Source organism: Niallia sp. Marseille-Q9988 (genome assembly GCF_976954375.1).
Map to the genome: position 1 here is coordinate 378688 of NZ_CDRJSZ010000005.1, position 17144 is coordinate 395831.

General features: G+C 36.9%; 17 protein-coding genes. All 17 read left to right on the top strand.

Going from position 1 to position 17144, the window contains the following annotated elements:
- Positions 1 to 3 precede the first annotated feature (3 nt).
- The 17 genes from ACWNMZ_RS11650 (at position 4) to ACWNMZ_RS11730 (ending at position 17144) form a co-directional block, all read left to right on the top strand.
- Positions 4 to 1014, top strand: coding sequence for an AAA family ATPase (locus tag ACWNMZ_RS11650; RefSeq protein ID WP_251627319.1), 1011 nt, complete (start codon positions 4 to 6; stop codon positions 1012 to 1014).
- Positions 1011 to 1871, top strand: coding sequence for a DUF58 domain-containing protein (locus ACWNMZ_RS11655; protein WP_441993810.1), 861 nt, complete (start codon positions 1011 to 1013; stop codon positions 1869 to 1871). The genes ACWNMZ_RS11650 and ACWNMZ_RS11655 overlap by 4 nt, the downstream gene beginning before the upstream one ends.
- Positions 1872 to 1905: 34 nt before the next feature.
- Complete coding sequence (locus ACWNMZ_RS11660; protein ID WP_235247692.1) at positions 1906 to 3678, top strand: BatA domain-containing protein; 1773 nt, start codon at positions 1906 to 1908, stop codon at positions 3676 to 3678.
- Positions 3662 to 6424 carry a VWA domain-containing protein gene (locus tag ACWNMZ_RS11665; protein WP_235247691.1) on the top strand — a complete coding sequence of 921 codons (2763 nt, stop codon included), beginning with the start codon at positions 3662 to 3664 and terminating at the stop codon, positions 6422 to 6424. The genes ACWNMZ_RS11660 and ACWNMZ_RS11665 overlap by 17 nt, the downstream gene beginning before the upstream one ends.
- A gap of 539 nt (positions 6425 to 6963) precedes the next feature.
- Positions 6964 to 7296: a putative DNA-binding protein gene (locus tag ACWNMZ_RS11670; RefSeq protein ID WP_031534436.1), complete on the top strand. Its 333-nt coding sequence runs from the start codon at positions 6964 to 6966 to the stop codon at positions 7294 to 7296.
- Positions 7297 to 7308: 12 nt separating this feature from the next.
- Positions 7309 to 8661 (top strand): signal recognition particle protein, encoded by a 1353-nt coding sequence (gene ffh, locus ACWNMZ_RS11675; RefSeq protein ID WP_251627315.1) that lies wholly within the window; start codon positions 7309 to 7311, stop codon positions 8659 to 8661.
- A 175-nt stretch (positions 8662 to 8836) separates the two neighbouring features.
- A complete protein-coding gene (gene rpsP, locus ACWNMZ_RS11680) occupies positions 8837 to 9109 on the top strand; it encodes a 30S ribosomal protein S16 (RefSeq protein ID WP_031534440.1) in 273 nt (90 codons plus the stop codon).
- Positions 9110 to 9120: 11 nt separating this feature from the next.
- Positions 9121 to 9351: a KH domain-containing protein gene (locus tag ACWNMZ_RS11685; RefSeq protein WP_031534442.1), complete on the top strand. Its 231-nt coding sequence runs from the start codon at positions 9121 to 9123 to the stop codon at positions 9349 to 9351.
- Between the two features lie 297 nt (positions 9352 to 9648).
- Positions 9649 to 10026 carry a YlqD family protein gene (locus tag ACWNMZ_RS11690; RefSeq protein WP_235247690.1) on the top strand — a complete coding sequence of 126 codons (378 nt, stop codon included), beginning with the start codon at positions 9649 to 9651 and terminating at the stop codon, positions 10024 to 10026.
- Positions 10027 to 10037: 11 nt separating this feature from the next.
- Complete coding sequence (gene rimM, locus ACWNMZ_RS11695) at positions 10038 to 10556, top strand: ribosome maturation factor RimM (RefSeq protein ID WP_031534446.1); 519 nt, start codon at positions 10038 to 10040, stop codon at positions 10554 to 10556.
- Entirely contained in the window at positions 10556 to 11302 is a 747-nt protein-coding gene (gene trmD / locus ACWNMZ_RS11700; RefSeq protein ID WP_251627314.1) for a tRNA (guanosine(37)-N1)-methyltransferase TrmD, read from the top strand. The genes rimM and trmD overlap by 1 nt, the downstream gene beginning before the upstream one ends.
- 194 nt (positions 11303 to 11496) lie before the next feature.
- The gene (gene rplS, locus ACWNMZ_RS11705; protein ID WP_031534450.1) at positions 11497 to 11841 is read left to right on the top strand and encodes a 50S ribosomal protein L19; all 345 of its coding nucleotides are present in this window, start codon (positions 11497 to 11499) and stop codon (positions 11839 to 11841) included.
- A 163-nt stretch (positions 11842 to 12004) separates the two neighbouring features.
- Entirely contained in the window at positions 12005 to 12541 is a 537-nt protein-coding gene (lepB, locus tag ACWNMZ_RS11710; RefSeq protein ID WP_031534451.1) for a signal peptidase I, read from the top strand.
- A 27-nt stretch (positions 12542 to 12568) separates the two neighbouring features.
- Positions 12569 to 13420 (top strand): ribosome biogenesis GTPase YlqF, encoded by an 852-nt coding sequence (gene ylqF / locus ACWNMZ_RS11715; protein ID WP_031534453.1) that lies wholly within the window; start codon positions 12569 to 12571, stop codon positions 13418 to 13420.
- A gap of 221 nt (positions 13421 to 13641) precedes the next feature.
- Positions 13642 to 13896 carry a WavE lipopolysaccharide synthesis family protein gene (locus tag ACWNMZ_RS11720; RefSeq protein ID WP_251627312.1) on the top strand — a complete coding sequence of 85 codons (255 nt, stop codon included), beginning with the start codon at positions 13642 to 13644 and terminating at the stop codon, positions 13894 to 13896.
- Between the two features lie 333 nt (positions 13897 to 14229).
- Positions 14230 to 14811, top strand: a complete 582-nt coding sequence (rnhB, locus tag ACWNMZ_RS11725; RefSeq protein WP_251627310.1) for a ribonuclease HII — start codon at positions 14230 to 14232, stop codon at positions 14809 to 14811.
- The gene (locus tag ACWNMZ_RS11730) at positions 14811 to 17144 is read left to right on the top strand and encodes a hypothetical protein (protein WP_251627308.1); all 2334 of its coding nucleotides are present in this window, start codon (positions 14811 to 14813) and stop codon (positions 17142 to 17144) included. Before rnhB ends, ACWNMZ_RS11730 begins: the two co-directional genes overlap by 1 nt.

Genomic DNA, 17144 nt, shown 5'->3' on the forward strand with positions numbered 1-17144 from the left:
AAGATGGAAAAAGAACCAGTAGAACAAGATTTTATCCAAGCAGAGTCTTTACTTAAAAAGGTGAAAGAAGAGATTGGCAAGTTTATTGTCGGCCAAGAAAAAATCACTGATGAGGTACTTTGGAGTATGCTAGCAGGCGGACATGTACTTTTAGAAGGACTTCCTGGTCTTGGAAAAACGATGATGATTCGAACAATTTCGGAAGTAATGAACCTTACCTTTGCACGTATTCAGTTTACGCCAGATTTAATGCCTGCAGATATTACTGGTACGATGGTGCTACAGCCTGATGAGAAAGGCAAACAGCAATTTGATTTTCATGAGGGACCTTTATTCAAGCATATTGTCCTTGCTGATGAAATCAACCGAGCAACACCGAAAACGCAAAGTGCTTTATTAGAAGCAATGGGAGAAAAAACGGTCACCATTATGGGAGAAACGAAAAGATTAGAAGCACCATTTTTTGTATTAGCAACTCAAAATCCTCTCGATATGGAAGGAACATATCCATTGCCTGAGGCCCAATTGGATCGGTTTTTATGTAAATTACATGTAACTTATCCTTCAAAAGAGGAATTAAAAGCAATTATTAAGCGGACTACAGGAACAGACTCAACCACTTTGAATCAAGTTGCCACTGTAGAGAATATTATTCATTTGCAAAGTCTTGTTAAACAAATTCTTGTGGCTGACGATATTTTAGACATTGCAGTAAACATTGTTTCTGCTACTCATCCAGGCTCAGAGGATGTGACAGAATTAGGAAACAATTATATTCAGGCAGGCAGTGGACCAAGGGGGCTACAGTCTTTAGTAACGATGGCAAAAGCTAGAGCGTTAGCCTCTGGAAGATTGCATGTTTCTATTGCCGATTTGCGATATGTGGCACTGCCTGTTCTTAGACATCGAATTCTGCTTAATTTTGAAGGGGAGATTGCGGGGGTTACTCCAGATCAGATCATCGAAGATATTTTGGAAAAAACATTACGTATTGAAGCAGGAAAGGGTCGATGAAGAACTATCATTCCTTATTAGCAAGAATGAATCGAAAAAGCCTGCAAGTTTTGATGAAGGGTACAGGAATGCAAAATGGCAGAAGAAATTCTCATATCCATGGCACTTCCCTGGATTTTGCTGATTATAGAATCTATCATCCTGGTGATGATATCCGCCAAATTGATTGGAATGTCTATGGTCGCACGAATAAGCCATATATTAAAAGATTTCAAGATGAAAAAGAGATTTCTGTTAGAATACTCCTTGATGCTACCTCTTCGATGAAACAAGTCCCTTCTAAATGGGAGTTAGCAAGAGAGCTAGCAGCAAGCTTAGCCTATATTACACTGTCTCATGAGGATCGATTGAGTTTTGCTGCTGTTTCAACAAAGCTTTCCTTTCATCGCAAAGGATCGGTTCATAATAAAAGAACCTTTTACGAAATTGTCGATATGAAGGAGCAGACAATAAATGAAAGCTTTACACAATCATTAATTAGTTCTTTATCAGCGCCGTCACAAATGATTGTTTTGATAACTGACGGTTTGGAAGCATTGTCGTTTTTTGAGGAAAGTTTTAAACGGTTAAACCGTCGAAATCAACAAGTATGGCTGATTCAATTACTAAGTGAGACGGAAATAAATCCGCATCTTTCTGGCGATATACAGTTAGTTGATAGTGAAAATGGAAAAATGGTAGATGTAAGTCTTAATAATTCGATTAAAACGCTTTATAAAAAAAGACTAACACAGCATAATCAGGAGCTAGAAATTCTTTGTGCCACACATGGAATCCGTTATTGTCAAATCAGCGATAAATTAGATATACAAACAATCATTTTACGTGAACTAGCATTTACTGGATTGGTTCAATAATTCTTATTCATTTCGAGCCAAAAGGAGAGAAAAAATGCATTTAGCAAATCCATACTACTTTTTGCTGCTATTTTTAATTGGATTATTTATCCTATTATATTTTTTTCGGAAGAAATATACTAAACAAATCATCCCTTCCAATTTACTTTGGGAGGAAGTTCTTAAGGAAATGAAGGCATCCTCATGGTTACATAAATGGCAAAATAACGTCTTATTCTGGCTGCAGCTTATTTGCTTACTTTTGCTGATGTTAGCACTTGTAGGGCCATATTTTGCTAAAGAGGCGATTAAAGGGGAACAAATCATTTTTATGTTTGATACATCGGCTTCGATGGCCGCAAAGGAAAATGCCTCTAATAGATTAGAAGAAAGCAAAGCTGCTGCGTTAGAAATGATGGAACGTATTCAGCAAAACCAATCTGTCACGGTTCTCGAGGTAAATGATCATCCTAAAATACTTCTACATGATGAGTCAGACCGATATAAAGTAAGTGCAGCGATTAAAGACATAGAGCTTTCCTATACCCATGAAGACTGGCAAAGTGCCACAGAACTAACCGCAAGCCTAGCAAAAGAGGGAAAAACGGCTATTCATATTTTTTCTGACGGAGTAGAGAAGGAAAGGATACAGAGTATTAATTCCTTCTACGTAGAAGTACATAATCAAGAACAGGAAAAGCCAGATAATATTTCGATTTTATCTTTTGGTGTATCAAAAAATGGTGATGGAGTAGCAGGGATTGCTATGGTGGAAAATCAATCAGATTCCCTTAAGACAATACCTTTTCAAGTTGAAAGCGAAAAAACAGTGCTTTATCAGCAAGAGATTGAGCTACAGCCAAAAGAAAGAAAAATAATCGCAATAAACGATTTACCCGAGAAATCTTATTACAATGCCAAACTTACTGCTACAGATGATTATGTAATCGATAATAGGCAAACCGCTGTATTTAATAGACAGATTACAACTATGTATACAGATAAGGAAATGAATCCTTTTTTGGTAAAGGGGTTTGAGGCGATTGGTCTTCGTGTCATCCAAATGGAGGATAAAACAGAATTTTTAACGAAACAGGACAGTATTTTCCTATTATCTGGTTCTACGCTACCTGAAAATATTGGGGCTCCGTTTGTATTCTTTTTTACGGATGGAAAAAAAGAAGAATTACAAACAGAGATAGAACAAAGTGAAGATGAATTATTATTACATGTAGATATGAAGGATGTTTTTATCGCAAGTGCTATAAAGCAAACGATGGAAAGTATGAAACCGATTGTTAAAAGTGGAGAGCTGCCGTTGATTCAAAAAGGGGAAGTAAATAATCAGCCAGCCATATTCATTCAATTTGATTTAAAAGATAGTGATTGGCCATTACACCCAAGTTTTCCGATTCTTTTATACAATATGTATCAATGGCTTTCCTCACAATCCAATTATGTTGGAGATTTTCAGCCTTTAGAATCAAGAACCATTTCATTAACAAATCAAGAATCCGATTGGGATATATATAATGAAAATGACCAATTAGTAGACTCCTTTTCGATGGAAGATGGCTTCCAGGCACCGAAGCTACCAGGTGTTTATCAGCTTACAAATGATTCTGAGCTCCTTTATTTTTCTGTGAATTTAGATGACCGAGAGAAGACCATTGAATCGCAAAAGTCGTTTATATTAAACGAGACCCAACTAAAGGAAAATCAGGTTACAAAAACGGAAAGTGATTGGCTATGGTATGTTTTATGTTTACTTGTTCTTATCATTTTATGTCTGGAATGGGAGGTTTATCGCCGTGCAAATAGAGTTTAAATACCCATTCATTCTATTACTATTCCTTCCTGTTGCTTTTCTTCTTTACCGATATTGGAAGCAGATGAAGCTGATGACAAATAGAAAGGAAAGTCAGGTTATACTCTTTTTAAGAACATGTATTTTTTCCCTATTAATCATTGCGCTTGCTATTCCTCAAATAGTTTTGCCGCAAAAAGAAACACAAGTTGTATTTCTAATGGATCGAAGTGCAAGTGTACAAGATTCAGGAGACCAGCAACTCGAATGGCTGGAAAAAAGCGTGCAAAATAAGAACGAAAAAGATGAATATAGTGTTCTTTCCTTTGGAGAGAAAGCAACCATTGAACAAATGATGGGAAAAGAAGGTCTCCGTTTTCCAAAATGGAATGAGGAGACAGGAAAAGATCATACGAATATTGAAGGGGCCATTAATCTTGCCAGTAGTGTTTTTCCGAATAATAGTGGTGGAAGAATTATTCTATTTACGGACGGAAACGAGACGATGGGGAATCTCACCGAAGCTGCGAAGTTATTAAAAAATCGCTCTATCGAATTAGATACTGTTTTGCTCCAATCGCATTCTTATGAAGATACTGCCGTTAGTGAAATAGAAGTGCCTTCCACTTTATATGAAGGGGAACAAGCGTCGGTTTCTGTAACGATTGAGAGTAATATTGCAAAGAGTGGATTGCTTCATTTTTATGAGAATAATAATAAAATTGTTTCCAAGTCAATTGAAATAAAAGAAGGAACAAATGTTATCCCAATCCAGTTTCCAGTGGAACAGGCTGGATTAGTAACCTATAAAGCGGAACTAGAATTGACGAATGATGCTTACGCTGAAAATAACAAGCTGCAGGTCGTGAATATGGTTAAAACGATTCCGCAAATTCTCTTGGTTCAAAATGATTCAAATAAAGCGCTCGTACAAATCATGGAAGGAGCAGGGTATAAAGTAGAGGTACGTTCATCGATTCAGCTGCCAACCGTACTTTCTGGCTATTTGAATTATCAGTCGATTATTTTTAATAATATTGCTGCAACAGATATTACGGAAAATCAAATGAGTCTTATCGAAAAAAGTGTCAAAGACTTTGGTGTCGGTTTTCTCATGACAGGTGGGGAAGATAGCTTCGGGCTAGGGGGATATTTTCAAACACCTATAGAGAAGCTTCTCCCAGTAGATATGGACATCAAAGGAAAAAAAGAAATGCCTTCAATGGCGTTAATGATTGTTTTAGATCGATCTGGAAGTATGGATGGGCAAAAGTTTTCGTTAGCGAAAGAAGCGGCAGCAAGATCGGTTGAATTGCTTCAAGAGACAGATACGTTAGGGTTTATTGCTTTTGATGATAAACCATGGGTGATAGTGGAGCCTAAGCCTTTGAAAAATAAAGAAGAAGTAGTAAATAAAATTCGTTCTGTTCCAGTTGGTGGAGGAACTGAAATATATGGGTCATTAGTGGAAGCTTATGATCAAATCAGTGATTTAGATGTAAAAAGAAAACATATCATTTTACTCACCGATGGACAATCTGCGACGAATAATGATTACGAAGAGCTAATTAATGAAGGCAGTAAGAAAAATGTTACGATGTCAACGGTAGCTTTAGGCGCAGATGCGGACCGAAATTTGTTGGAGGAATTAGCAAAGCTTGGGGCAGGGCGTTTTTATGATGTACAGGATTCAACGGTTATTCCTTCCATTTTATCAAGAGAAACTGTTATGGCGACAAGAACCTATATTGAAGACAATCCATTTTATCCTAATATTAAATCTGGCTATGGATGGGATTCGTTGTTTAGTCAAGGAATTCCCCAGATGAATGCCTATATCGCAACAACACCCAAAGCAGAAAGCACCGTTCCGATTGAAAGCACAAAGGAAGATCCGATATTAGCAGAATGGCAATACGGTTTAGGTAAGACGATAGCTTTCACTTCTGACGTAAATGGTGCATGGAACGGGGATTGGGCTCGCTGGAACCAATGGAGCAGCTTTTTTACAAAAGTGGTCGCGAATACTTTGCCACAGTACGATTCAGAAGCGTATTCTTTATCTGTCGAAAAAGAGCAGGATCGAACCTATTTATCCGTTTCAGCAGATAAATTATCGATGCTCCCGATTGAAACAACCATTATTTCAGAAAGAGGAGAAGTGGTTGAAGGAAATACAAAAATGATTGCCCCTGGAAAATATGAGGTGGATGTTGACAATGATCCAGGTCTTTATTTTATTCATGTCAAACAGACGGATGAGGATGGAAATGTCACCGTTTACCAATCAGGCTTTACCGTCCCTTATTCTGATGAATATTTAATTACCGGAGCCAATGAAGAAAAGGTAAACGAGCTTCTGGCAATAACTGACGGCTCTCAGCTAGAAAAAGAATCACAAGCATTTCGACCGCTAAAGAATCCAGTTAAACAAAAGCAGGAGATTACAGAAGTTTTGCTGTTCATTAGTTTCCTGCTTCTATTGATAGAAATTGCCATTAGAAGATTAGGATTACCAGTTAAATTCCTTGCTGTGTTTGAAAAAAAAGAAGGTGTTAAACGGCAAAAGACCTTTAAGCAAAAGATCAGCTCAGCACCTAGAGAGACACCAGTATCTATAGGGAAAGAGGCACAGCTGGATTCTAATAGAGAAACAAATAAAAAACAAGCAAAACCACCGAAAAAGACGAAAAAGCTAAATACAAAGGAAGAGAACGAAAACCATTTGGATCAATTGTTAGAGATGAAGCGGAAGAAAAAACGATGAGATAGGTTGGTATGATACGAACTGCGGGTATACTTTAAAAGTTATCTGCAGTTTTTTATGGAAGCAGCGGTTTAGGTTATAAACTGGTTTATAAGTAACAGAGGAGCGTTCTTTGAGCCCGAACCGTAAGGAAAAGAAGAGGAGAAGGTAACATAGAAACCTTATAAAAGCCCATTTGTATTTATTAAAAACAAACTAGGGAAGAGACAACATTAAATTGTCGCATTTTTAAAAGTATCTCAGTCAGCCCCCCTACTAGTTTGTACAACGATAACCAGGCGCTTCCGCTTTTCAATTAGTCCAGCTCCGGGTGCCCAGGGGCTGATGGGCTTCACGATGCTACCCTACGATAAGTCAACATCAGTTCACTGCCGTTCACTGTGTTTCCTATATCTCAGGAATCATCGCTCCACCCCACACGCCCCTAAACGGGCACCCTCCGCTTTTCAATTTGTAAAGATATTTTCTTGACATCTTTTTTTCTGGTGTGTAAAATAGTCGATGTAAAGGCTTTTGACTTAACACGGGGGTATTATTCGATGCTTGAGAAAACAACGAGAATGAATTATTTATTTGATTTCTATCAGTCGTTGTTAACACCGAAGCAACGAAGCTATATGTCTCTTTACTATTTGGATGATTACTCTCTTGGGGAGATTGCTGCTGAGTACAATGTAAGCCGTCAAGCGGTGTATGACAACATTAAACGTACAGAAGCAATGCTAGAAGAATATGAGAATAAGTTATTATTACTTCAGAAATTTCAAGAGCGTCAAGTTCTTTTTGAAAAGATGAAAAAAATGCTAGAACATGATACCTTATCTATATCTGCGTTGCGAGAGGCAGTAGAGGAACTAGAGAAATTAGATTAAGGAGGCTGACGTATGGCATTTGAAGGTTTAGCTGACCGACTGCAGAACACGATGCAAAAAATCCGTGGAAAAGGGAAAGTAAATGAAGCGGATGTAAAAGAAATGATGCGTGAAGTACGTCTTGCGCTTCTTGAGGCAGACGTAAACTTTAAAGTGGTAAAAGACTTTGTCAAAAAAGTAAGTGAACGTGCAGTTGGACAGGAAGTGCTAAAAAGCTTAACTCCTGGACAACAAGTTATTAAAGTAGTAAAAGAAGAGCTTACGGAATTAATGGGTGGAGAAGAAAGCAAAATTGGTGTGAATAAACGTCCTCCAACTGTCATTATGATGGTCGGACTTCAAGGGGCGGGGAAAACAACAACCACTGGTAAGCTTGCAAATTTACTGCGTAAAAAACATAATCGTAATCCACTATTAGTAGCTGCAGATATTTATCGTCCTGCTGCGATTAAGCAATTGCAAACATTAGGAAAACAGCTTGATTTTCCAGTTTTTTCACTAGGAGACCAAGTTAGTCCTGTTGAAATTGCAAAGCAAGCGATTGAAAAAGCGAAAGAAGATCATCATGATTATGTATTAATTGATACAGCAGGTCGTCTTCATGTAGATGAAGCCCTAATGGATGAATTAAAGCAAATCAAAGAACTTGCAAACCCAGAAGAAATATTACTAGTTGTCGATGCAATGACAGGGCAAGATGCTGTCAATGTAGCCGGAAGCTTTAACGAGCAGTTAGGATTAACGGGAGTTGTCTTAACAAAGCTTGATGGTGATACACGTGGGGGTGCTGCGCTTTCCATACGTTCTGTTACAAACACACCAATTAAATTTGTTGGTTTGGGAGAAAAAATGGACGCGCTTGAAACATTCCATCCTGAGAGAATGGCTTCTAGAATCCTAGGAATGGGTGATGTGCTTAGCTTAATCGAAAAAGCGCAAATAAACGTGGATGAAGAAAAGGCGAGAGAATTAGAAAAGAAAATGAAATCAGATTCATTTACCTTTGACGATTTTCTTGATTCCTTAAGCCAGGTGAAAAGCATGGGACCACTTGACGAATTAATTAAAATGATGCCAGGTGCGAACAAAATCAAAGGCTTAAACAATATGAAAGTGGACGAAAAGCAAATTGCACATGTAGAGGCAATCATTAAGTCCATGACTAAGCAAGAAAAAGAACATCCAGAGATCATCAATTCTGGCAGAAGAAAGCGTATTGCAAAAGGAAGCGGTAGAACCGTTCCGGAAGTAAATCGACTTTTAAAACAGTTTGATGACATGAGAAAAATGATGAAGCAAATGACCAATATGGGTCAAAAGGGCAAGAAAAAAGGTAAATTAAAATTACCTTTCAACCCGTTCTAACGACAGTTTTTTATATAAAATTGGCTTCGTTTGTCCATTGAAATTGGGCGAAAACAGACTGTTAGAGGGCGTAAATAAAGATTTTTAACACTGACAAGAAAAAACACTTTACAAAGTGTTGGAGTATCTGATAATATACTATCTTGTGTGAAACTATTCGGAGGTGCAATATTAAATGGCAGTAAAAATTCGTTTAAAAAGAATGGGAGCAAAAAAATCTCCTTTTTATCGTATCGTAGTAGCAGATTCTCGTTCACCACGTGATGGACGTTTCATTGAAACAGTAGGAACTTACAATCCGGTAGCAAACCCAGCTATCGTGGAAATCAACGAAGATAAAGCTCTACAATGGTTACAAAATGGTGCAAAACCATCTGATACAGTACGTAACCTATTCTCTAACCAAGGTATTATGGAAAAATTCCACAATATCAAAAACGCTAAATAATTTTTGATGCAATGAAAGAGCTTATAGAAACGATTGTTAAGCCCCTTGTTGATTTTCCAGAGGAAGTGGCCGTAACTGTAACAGAAGAGGATAATCGTATCACTTACTTGCTTTCTGTCAACGAGAATGACATAGGAAAGGTAATAGGGAAGCAAGGGCGAGTAGCGAGAGCCATTCGAACGATTGTTTATGCAGCAGGATCATTACAACAAAAGAAAATTATTGTTGATATTAGAGATTAAATGAAAAGGAAGGAGGGGGAACCCTCCTTCCTTTGTTTTTTAGGAGAAATATGGGTTTGGCTGATTAGTGCGCTTCTTTGGCTGATATCGATGGAGATTTGGCTGATAAATAATTATTTTGGCTGATAAACATGTTACATTGGCTGATATATTAAACTTAAGTGCTAGCATTTCTTCAGAAGTAGCTGTAGTGTTGGTAAAATGATTGATAATTTACTTGTATTTAGACGAAAAATGCAATATATGTTACCTTGTTAGTAGTATGTACAAAGGTTGTCATCTGTTAGGAGGAAGTATATGAAGATTCTTCAGTCTGTAACAGTAAAACAAGTTTTAACAGAGAAAACGCGAAAGTCCATTTCTGAACGATATCGGCAAGAAATAGAGCAACTAGAAAAAGAAGTACAACAGCTTCATTTTGAAGAAAGAAAACAATTGAAAAATCACCCTTCTGGTTCGGAAATTAAACGTTTTTTTCGAAAGGAAGTTACAAATAAATTAGAGAAACAAAAAACGATAGAGTTTCAATTAAATCAATTACATATACTACCATTAGGGACAGAAATCAAGGAGCAAGAAGTAATGGCTGTTGTTGATGTTCAGGTGGGGCAGGCTTGGGAAAATACAAATAAGTCAATTATTGTAAAAGATGGAACAGTGGTTGATATTCGATAGAGGTGAATGCAATGGAGAAATGGTTTAATGTTGGTAAAGTTGTCAATACACATGGGATAAGAGGAGAAATTCGTGTTATTTCTCGTACTGATTTTCCAGAAGAACGCTACAAAATTGGGAATACGATTTATTTTTTTCAGACAGATAAAGCGAATCCGCTTGAATTGAAAATTAAAGGCCATCGAGAACATAAGAACTTCAATCTGCTTACATTTGAAGGCTATGAAAATGTGAATGATGTGGAATTTATGAAGGGCGGCCTTTTAAAGGTGCCAGAGAGCTTTCTTGGAGAACTTGCAGAAAATGAGTATTATTTTCATGAAATTATCGGTTGTAAAGTGGTAACCGTAGAAGGGGAAGAGCTTGGAGAAATTACGGAAATCTTAACACCGGGAGCGAATGATGTGTGGGTTGTGAGAGGCCAAGATAAAAATGAAATCTTGATTCCATATATCGAAGAAGTAGTGATGAAAGTAGATGTGCAAGAAAAACTAGTTGTAATAGAGCCAATGGAAGGGCTGTTTTCTTAATGAAGATTGATGTACTTACATTATTTCCAGAGATGTTCGAAGGGGTTCTTCATAGTTCTATTTTAAAGAAGGCAGAAGAAGGCGAAAAAGCTGCGTACAATGTCGTGAATTTTCGCGATTACGCTGATAATAAGCATCAAACCGTTGATGATTATCCGTACGGAGGAGGTGCTGGAATGGTATTAAAGCCCCAGCCGATATTTGACGCTGTTGGTGCATTAACAGCAAAAAAGGAAGGAACCAAGCCTCGTGTCATTCTAATGTGTCCTCAGGGAGAAAGATACACGCAAGCAAAAGCGGAAGAACTGGCCAAAGAGGAGCATTTAATCTTCATTTGTGGTCATTACGAAGGATATGATGAAAGAATCAGAGAGCATTTGGTAACAGATGAAATCTCCATTGGTGACTATGTCCTAACTGGCGGTGAATTGGGCGCAATGGTTGTCATTGACAGTGTTGTACGGCTATTGCCAGGTGTACTGGGGAAAGAAGCATCCCATGTAAATGATTCGTTTAGCACTGGTTTGTTGGAGCATCCTCATTACACTCGACCAGCTGATTTTCGTGGTATGAAGGTTCCGGATACACTGTTATCTGGAAATCATGCTCATATAGATGAATGGAGAGAAAGGGAATCTTTCCGAAGAACGGTTGAAAGACGTCCGGATTTACTAGATAATTATCCGCTGACAGAGAAGCAGAAAAAGCTTGTAAAGGAGTTAAAAAAGCAACATCATCCAAGTTAACATAATACAATTATATTAAAAATAGCAAAGTTCTATTATTTTTAGAAAAAATATTGCTGTTATTATAGTTTTATGTTAAGATAACACTTGTGACTTAAACAGATGGATTTCTGTGAAGAGTCTTATAACGATGTTCCGCTGCAAGTGGTCTCCATTATGAGTGCAAGAGCGTCTGTTGGAAGGAGTTGAAAACGATGCAAAAATTAATAGAAGAAATTACAAAAGAACAACTTCGTTCTGATCTTCCTTCGTTCCGTCCTGGTGACACTGTACGTGTACACGTGAAAGTTGTTGAGGGTACTCGTGAACGTATTCAGTTATTTGAAGGTGTTGTAATTAAGCGTCGTGGTGGTGGTATCAGCGAAACTTTTACAGTACGTAAAGTTTCTTACGGAGTTGGCGTTGAGCGTACATTCCCTGTTCACACACCTAAAATTGCGAAGCTAGAAGTTATCCGTCGCGGTAAAGTACGCCGTGCGAAACTTTACTACCTACGTAACCTACGTGGTAAAAAAGCTCGTATTAAAGAAATTCGATAATTGTTACCAAAAAAGAGCTTGTTCTTGTAACAAGTTCTTTTTTATATCTTACTTTCCAATTTTACTTCATCCAGAAATTCCGCTAAAATATATCATGTTAGTGAAGCGTTCAATCATACATAAATAACTACCTATATTGTTCAGTTAAGGATTGGTGAAAGGTATGGCAACTGAAAAGAAGAAGAAAAATGAAGTATGGGAATGGAGTAAAGCATTAATTATCGCTGTTTTACTCGCCTTTGTCATTCGATATTTTTTATTTGCTCCCATTGTAGTAGATGGAGAGTCTATGCAGTCAACATTGCTTGACCAAGATCGAATGATTGTAAATAAAATAAACTATAAAGTAAGTGAACCAAAGCGTTTTGATATTATTGTTTTTCACGCGCCAGAAGGCAAAGATTATATAAAAAGAGTAATTGGCTTGCCGGGAGATACGATTGAGTATCGAGATGATGTGTTATATGTCAATGGACAAGCTTATGAAGAGCCCTACTTGGAACATAATAAGGAAGGGCTAAATGGACTACTAACGGAGGATTTCACTGCAACCGTACCAGAGGATGAGTTATTTGTAATGGGTGACAACCGCAGAAATAGCAAAGATAGCCGCCATATTGGTACAATTGGCTATGATAAAATAATTGGCAGTACAAGTGTTGTATATTGGCCGATTTCCGATTTAAAAATAGTAGAATAATGTAAGTGGAAGAAATAGAGGTGCAAGATGACTATACAATGGTTCCCGGGGCATATGGCGAAAGCCAGAAGACAGGTAACGGAAAAATTAAAGCTGGTAGATATTATATTTGAATTAGTGGATGCGAGAATTCCTCAATCATCTCGAAATCCCATGATTGATGAAATCATCCAGCATAAACCGAGAATTGTGTTATTGAACAAAGCAGATATGGCAGATAAAGAACGTACAAAAGAATGGATAAACTACTTCAAAAAGCAAGGTATACAAGCGCTTGCGATTAATTCACACGCAGGGGTAGGAATGAAGGAAATTACTGCTTTAGCAAAAGTAGTTTTGGCGGAAAAATTTGATCGCATGAAAGCAAAAGGAATTAGACCACGAGCAATTCGAGCAATGATTGTCGGAATTCCGAATGCAGGTAAATCTACCCTGATTAATCGATTGGCGAAAAAAAACATTGCCAAAACAGGAAATACACCAGGTGTAACGAAAGCACAGCAATGGATTAAAGTAGGCAAAGAAATGGAGCTATTAGATACACCAGGAATATTATGGCCGAAATTTGAAGACCAAGAAGTTGGATTAAAGCTTGCTTTAACGGGAGCAATTAAAGATACTATTTTAAATTTACAAGATATTGCTATCTTTGGACTACGCTTTTTGGAAAAAGAATATCCAGAACGTTTAAAAGAAAGATATGATTTAGATACGATTCCAGAGGATACGGTTGAACTGTTTGATAAAATCGGCACATTTAGAGGAGCATTATCAGGCGGCGGTATGATTGACTATGATAAAGTGACAGAATTAATAATCCGTGATATCAGAAGTGAAAAATTTGGACCTTTGACATTTGAAAAAACAGAAGATATGTAAAAAGCTCTCAAAGAGAAGTGGCTAAAATCAGACACTTCTCTTTTCTATGTAAAGAGTAGGAGATAAATTTCTAATTTTCATAGTTATAAGGAGAGAAGAAATTTTGTGTCTGAAATGGAAAAATAACGGCCAACATTTTCGGAAGCGAAGTAAAAGCATACCGAACAGATTAAAATAAATAAAATCATCCATAAACCGATATAAATATCGAGGTGTAAAAAATGAAATTAGCAACGATGAAAGAAATAAAAGAGACGCTAGAAGGGATAAAGGAAGTTAATGACCCTTTTATCCTTGAATTACGAAAGGACGAGAGAAAAGGGGCTCAGAAGCTTCTAGAAGCATGGGAGAAGCGTATCGTAAAGGAACAGAAGCTTCATGACCATTTCGTCAAGATGAATCGTTATGAAATAGAAATAAGAAGCAAGGGATATACATATATTGCAGGCATTGATGAAGTAGGCAGAGTTATGTGACTTTAGAAAAGAGTGTCTAACTAAAAGATATGTTACCAATAATTTGTTTGACTAACTATAGGTTATTATCTAGAATGAATATAGTTATATATATCACCTGAAGAGGTGATTTTTTTTATTTAGTGGGATGTTTAGGTCGGGGAGAAATAGAACTAAGTTCTGTATTAGTGAAAGATTTAGACTCTGAACTATACAACTTTAGTAATTATAGAAAACTATAGCTGGATAGATATGATTAAATATATGAGAGTTATTAAGAGATTTAAAGAAGATATAATTTAAAGCATTCAGGATATATAAAATTGGTAATAAGCAGTTAGAAGGGGAGTATGAATGATGTTTATCTGTGGAGTGGATGAAACAGGTAGAGGTTCGGCAATTTCAGGAGTATGGGTTTCAGCGTGTATTCTTAATCCAGACAAACCTATTGAGGGGTTAAGAGACTCAAAGAAACTGTCTGCTAAACGACGGGAAGAGCTGGCTGAAGAAATTAAAGATAAAGCACTTTGCTGGAGTATCGAAATAGCATCTCTTGAGGAAGTAGAAACCCTTAATGTTTTGAACGCTACTCTTCTTGGGATGAAGAGGGCCATAGAAGGGTTGCATATTATGCCTAATAAAGTCTTTGTCGATGGGAATAGATTACCTAATATTGATATTCCGGCTGAAGCTATTGTGAAGGGTGACGATTTGATCCCTGCAATTAGTGCAGCTTCTATTTTAGCTAAAGTAGAACGGGATAAAGCAATTAAGGAGTTACATGAGATTTACCCTCAATATGGCTTTGATAAGCACAAAGGTTATTTAACAAAAGCCCATATGTTGGCTTTACATGAGTATGGACCTTGCCCTATCCATCGAAAAACATATAGTCCTATTCGCGAGTTAATGGATAAACAATTGGAGCTGTTCTGATGGCAAAAAAGGCTCAGTTAAAGAAAACGGTGAAAAAAAAGGCTGAAGAACAACAGGGTGTAGGCTCTCCTTTACTTGATGTTTCTGAGGAAACCATTCTATCAAGATCTGCTGCAAGAGAGTATTTGCCTTCTGTAACATATGTAAATAACTATCAGACAAAAGATAGAGGAAAAGTGGCTGTATATACAGTCGATTTATCTGAATTAGTAAATAAATATCCAAAAAATAAGTCTTTAATTGAGCAACTTATAATAGGTATGAACGAATGTATAGTACCAGATTGTAGCAGAACTACTATTGATGCAAATGCTATAGGAATTAGAATTTTTATTGAGTTTCTAAATAGCGACAAAAATTTGAGTAATAATTCTGTTACAAATGTAAATGACATTAACATAATAGTTGCTAAATCATTCTCTAATTACTTACGAAGTACCTATCCTAATGAAAGCCGTAGTCGTAAATGGTTTGCGTCAATTAGACGAAATGTGCAACGATTACAAGAGTTATATCCAAAAGAACCATCAATAGGAGTTGGTTTTCCTTGGCCAAATGGTCCGGGAAAAAAGGAAGGTACAATAGAGGGATATCACCCCAGAGAAATGAAAGTACTAATTGATGCTTGTATAAAGGATATAAGGGACATAAAGAGTTTTCATCAGGCCTATCTAAGTCTTGATGAAGAACTTGTAACAGATGAATGGAATATAGAAAATTTTATGTATTATCTTCATGAGGGTGTATTGAGAAGTGAGAAAAGCTCTGCTAAGAAAAAGCCATCTAAAAGAGGGATTATAAAAAAACTTATTAGTGGAAGCCCAAATGCTCAGAAAGCGATGGAAGAACTAGGTTACACAATTGAGTTGCTACAAGATTTATACATACGAAGGGGACCGGAATTAGCTGACCGTGGACGTTATCCATTTGCGACCCGAATATCCCAAAGACCTGACCGAGAAAGAGCCATATCACAATTTAATTTAGCTTTAGGCACATTAAAGAAACAGTTTCCACTATTTCCTTATTATTTGCCTATTGACAAGGCTAAGGGTCTGTTAAATGAAAACAGTCTTACAATTCAAAGGTCTAAAAGTCCATTGGCATATATGGCTAACAATGCTGTGTCTTATAGTAGTCGTAAAATTAAATTCATGAAGGGAACCTTGGGGAAAATGGCAGTGTACGCTGCGAAGCATTTTGTAACCGATACCTTGTATCCATTTTTCCTTCTAGCCCTAATAAATACGGGATGGAATGTTGAAAGTTTACTCTCAATAAGTGATGATGTGGATGCACATATAACACCGGATTTAATAGATCCTGAAAATTATGTAATAATTCATGGAAGAAAAGTCCGTGGTTCAAATGGCAGTGAATTTTCAAAGGTGACACGTCGCTCGAATAAAAACAAAATGTTAGACACTTATCAGCTACTCAAATATGTTGAAAGCATAATTACCCAATATAAGGATAGCCCTTACTACAGGCCGGGGCATTTATGGCAATTTACTATATCAGAAGCTAAAAAAGATCTTATTTCTTCATTCAATGAACACCCTTCCCTTACATTAATTAGTAAAAGGTTTGTTAATCGTCACAATTTTAAATATTTTTCAGATACAACCGGGATTTCTCATCCCAAGGTTCGATCTGGTTATGTAACAATAAAACAACTTTTAGGTGACACTGAACATAAACTTAGTGAAGATCTAAGTCATAATGAACTAGGTACTATCAATCATTATATATCTGATGAAAGTACCAATCTTGTACTTAATTCAAAGATAAAGGAGATTCAAAAGCAATTTGTTAAAGACCTGACCAATTTAAAAGTTCGTGTAGTGGAATCAACCTCACTTCGATCTTTACGTGACGCTATCAATGAGGCAAAGACAGAGCAAGAAAAATTGCAACTTATAAAAAAAGAAGCCGTTAATCACCACTTGAATGAAAAAACGATAGTTCACTTACTAGATGCAGGTTCGCAAAAGTATATTCTAGCTTGTGAAGACGCTATGAACCCGTCGTGGCCGGGGTGCGGTGATTATGTTGGTGAAGGTAAGAAATGTAAGTATTTCAATAAGTGCGCTCTGTGTAAACAAGCTATTGTTTTCCCGGAGACTCTGCCATATATTGCTCGGAGAATCCTAGATTTGGATAAATTAAAAAAGTCACTTAGTTCTTCTGATTGGGTACTTCAATACGGTGATGAGTATGATGCATGGAATCAAATTTTAGAATATTGGAACAATAAGGACCAAGTAAAAAATGCATGGGAATTGGCTAGGATGGGTTTTGTAGTATTACCACAGATAATGAGAGGTGTTTAG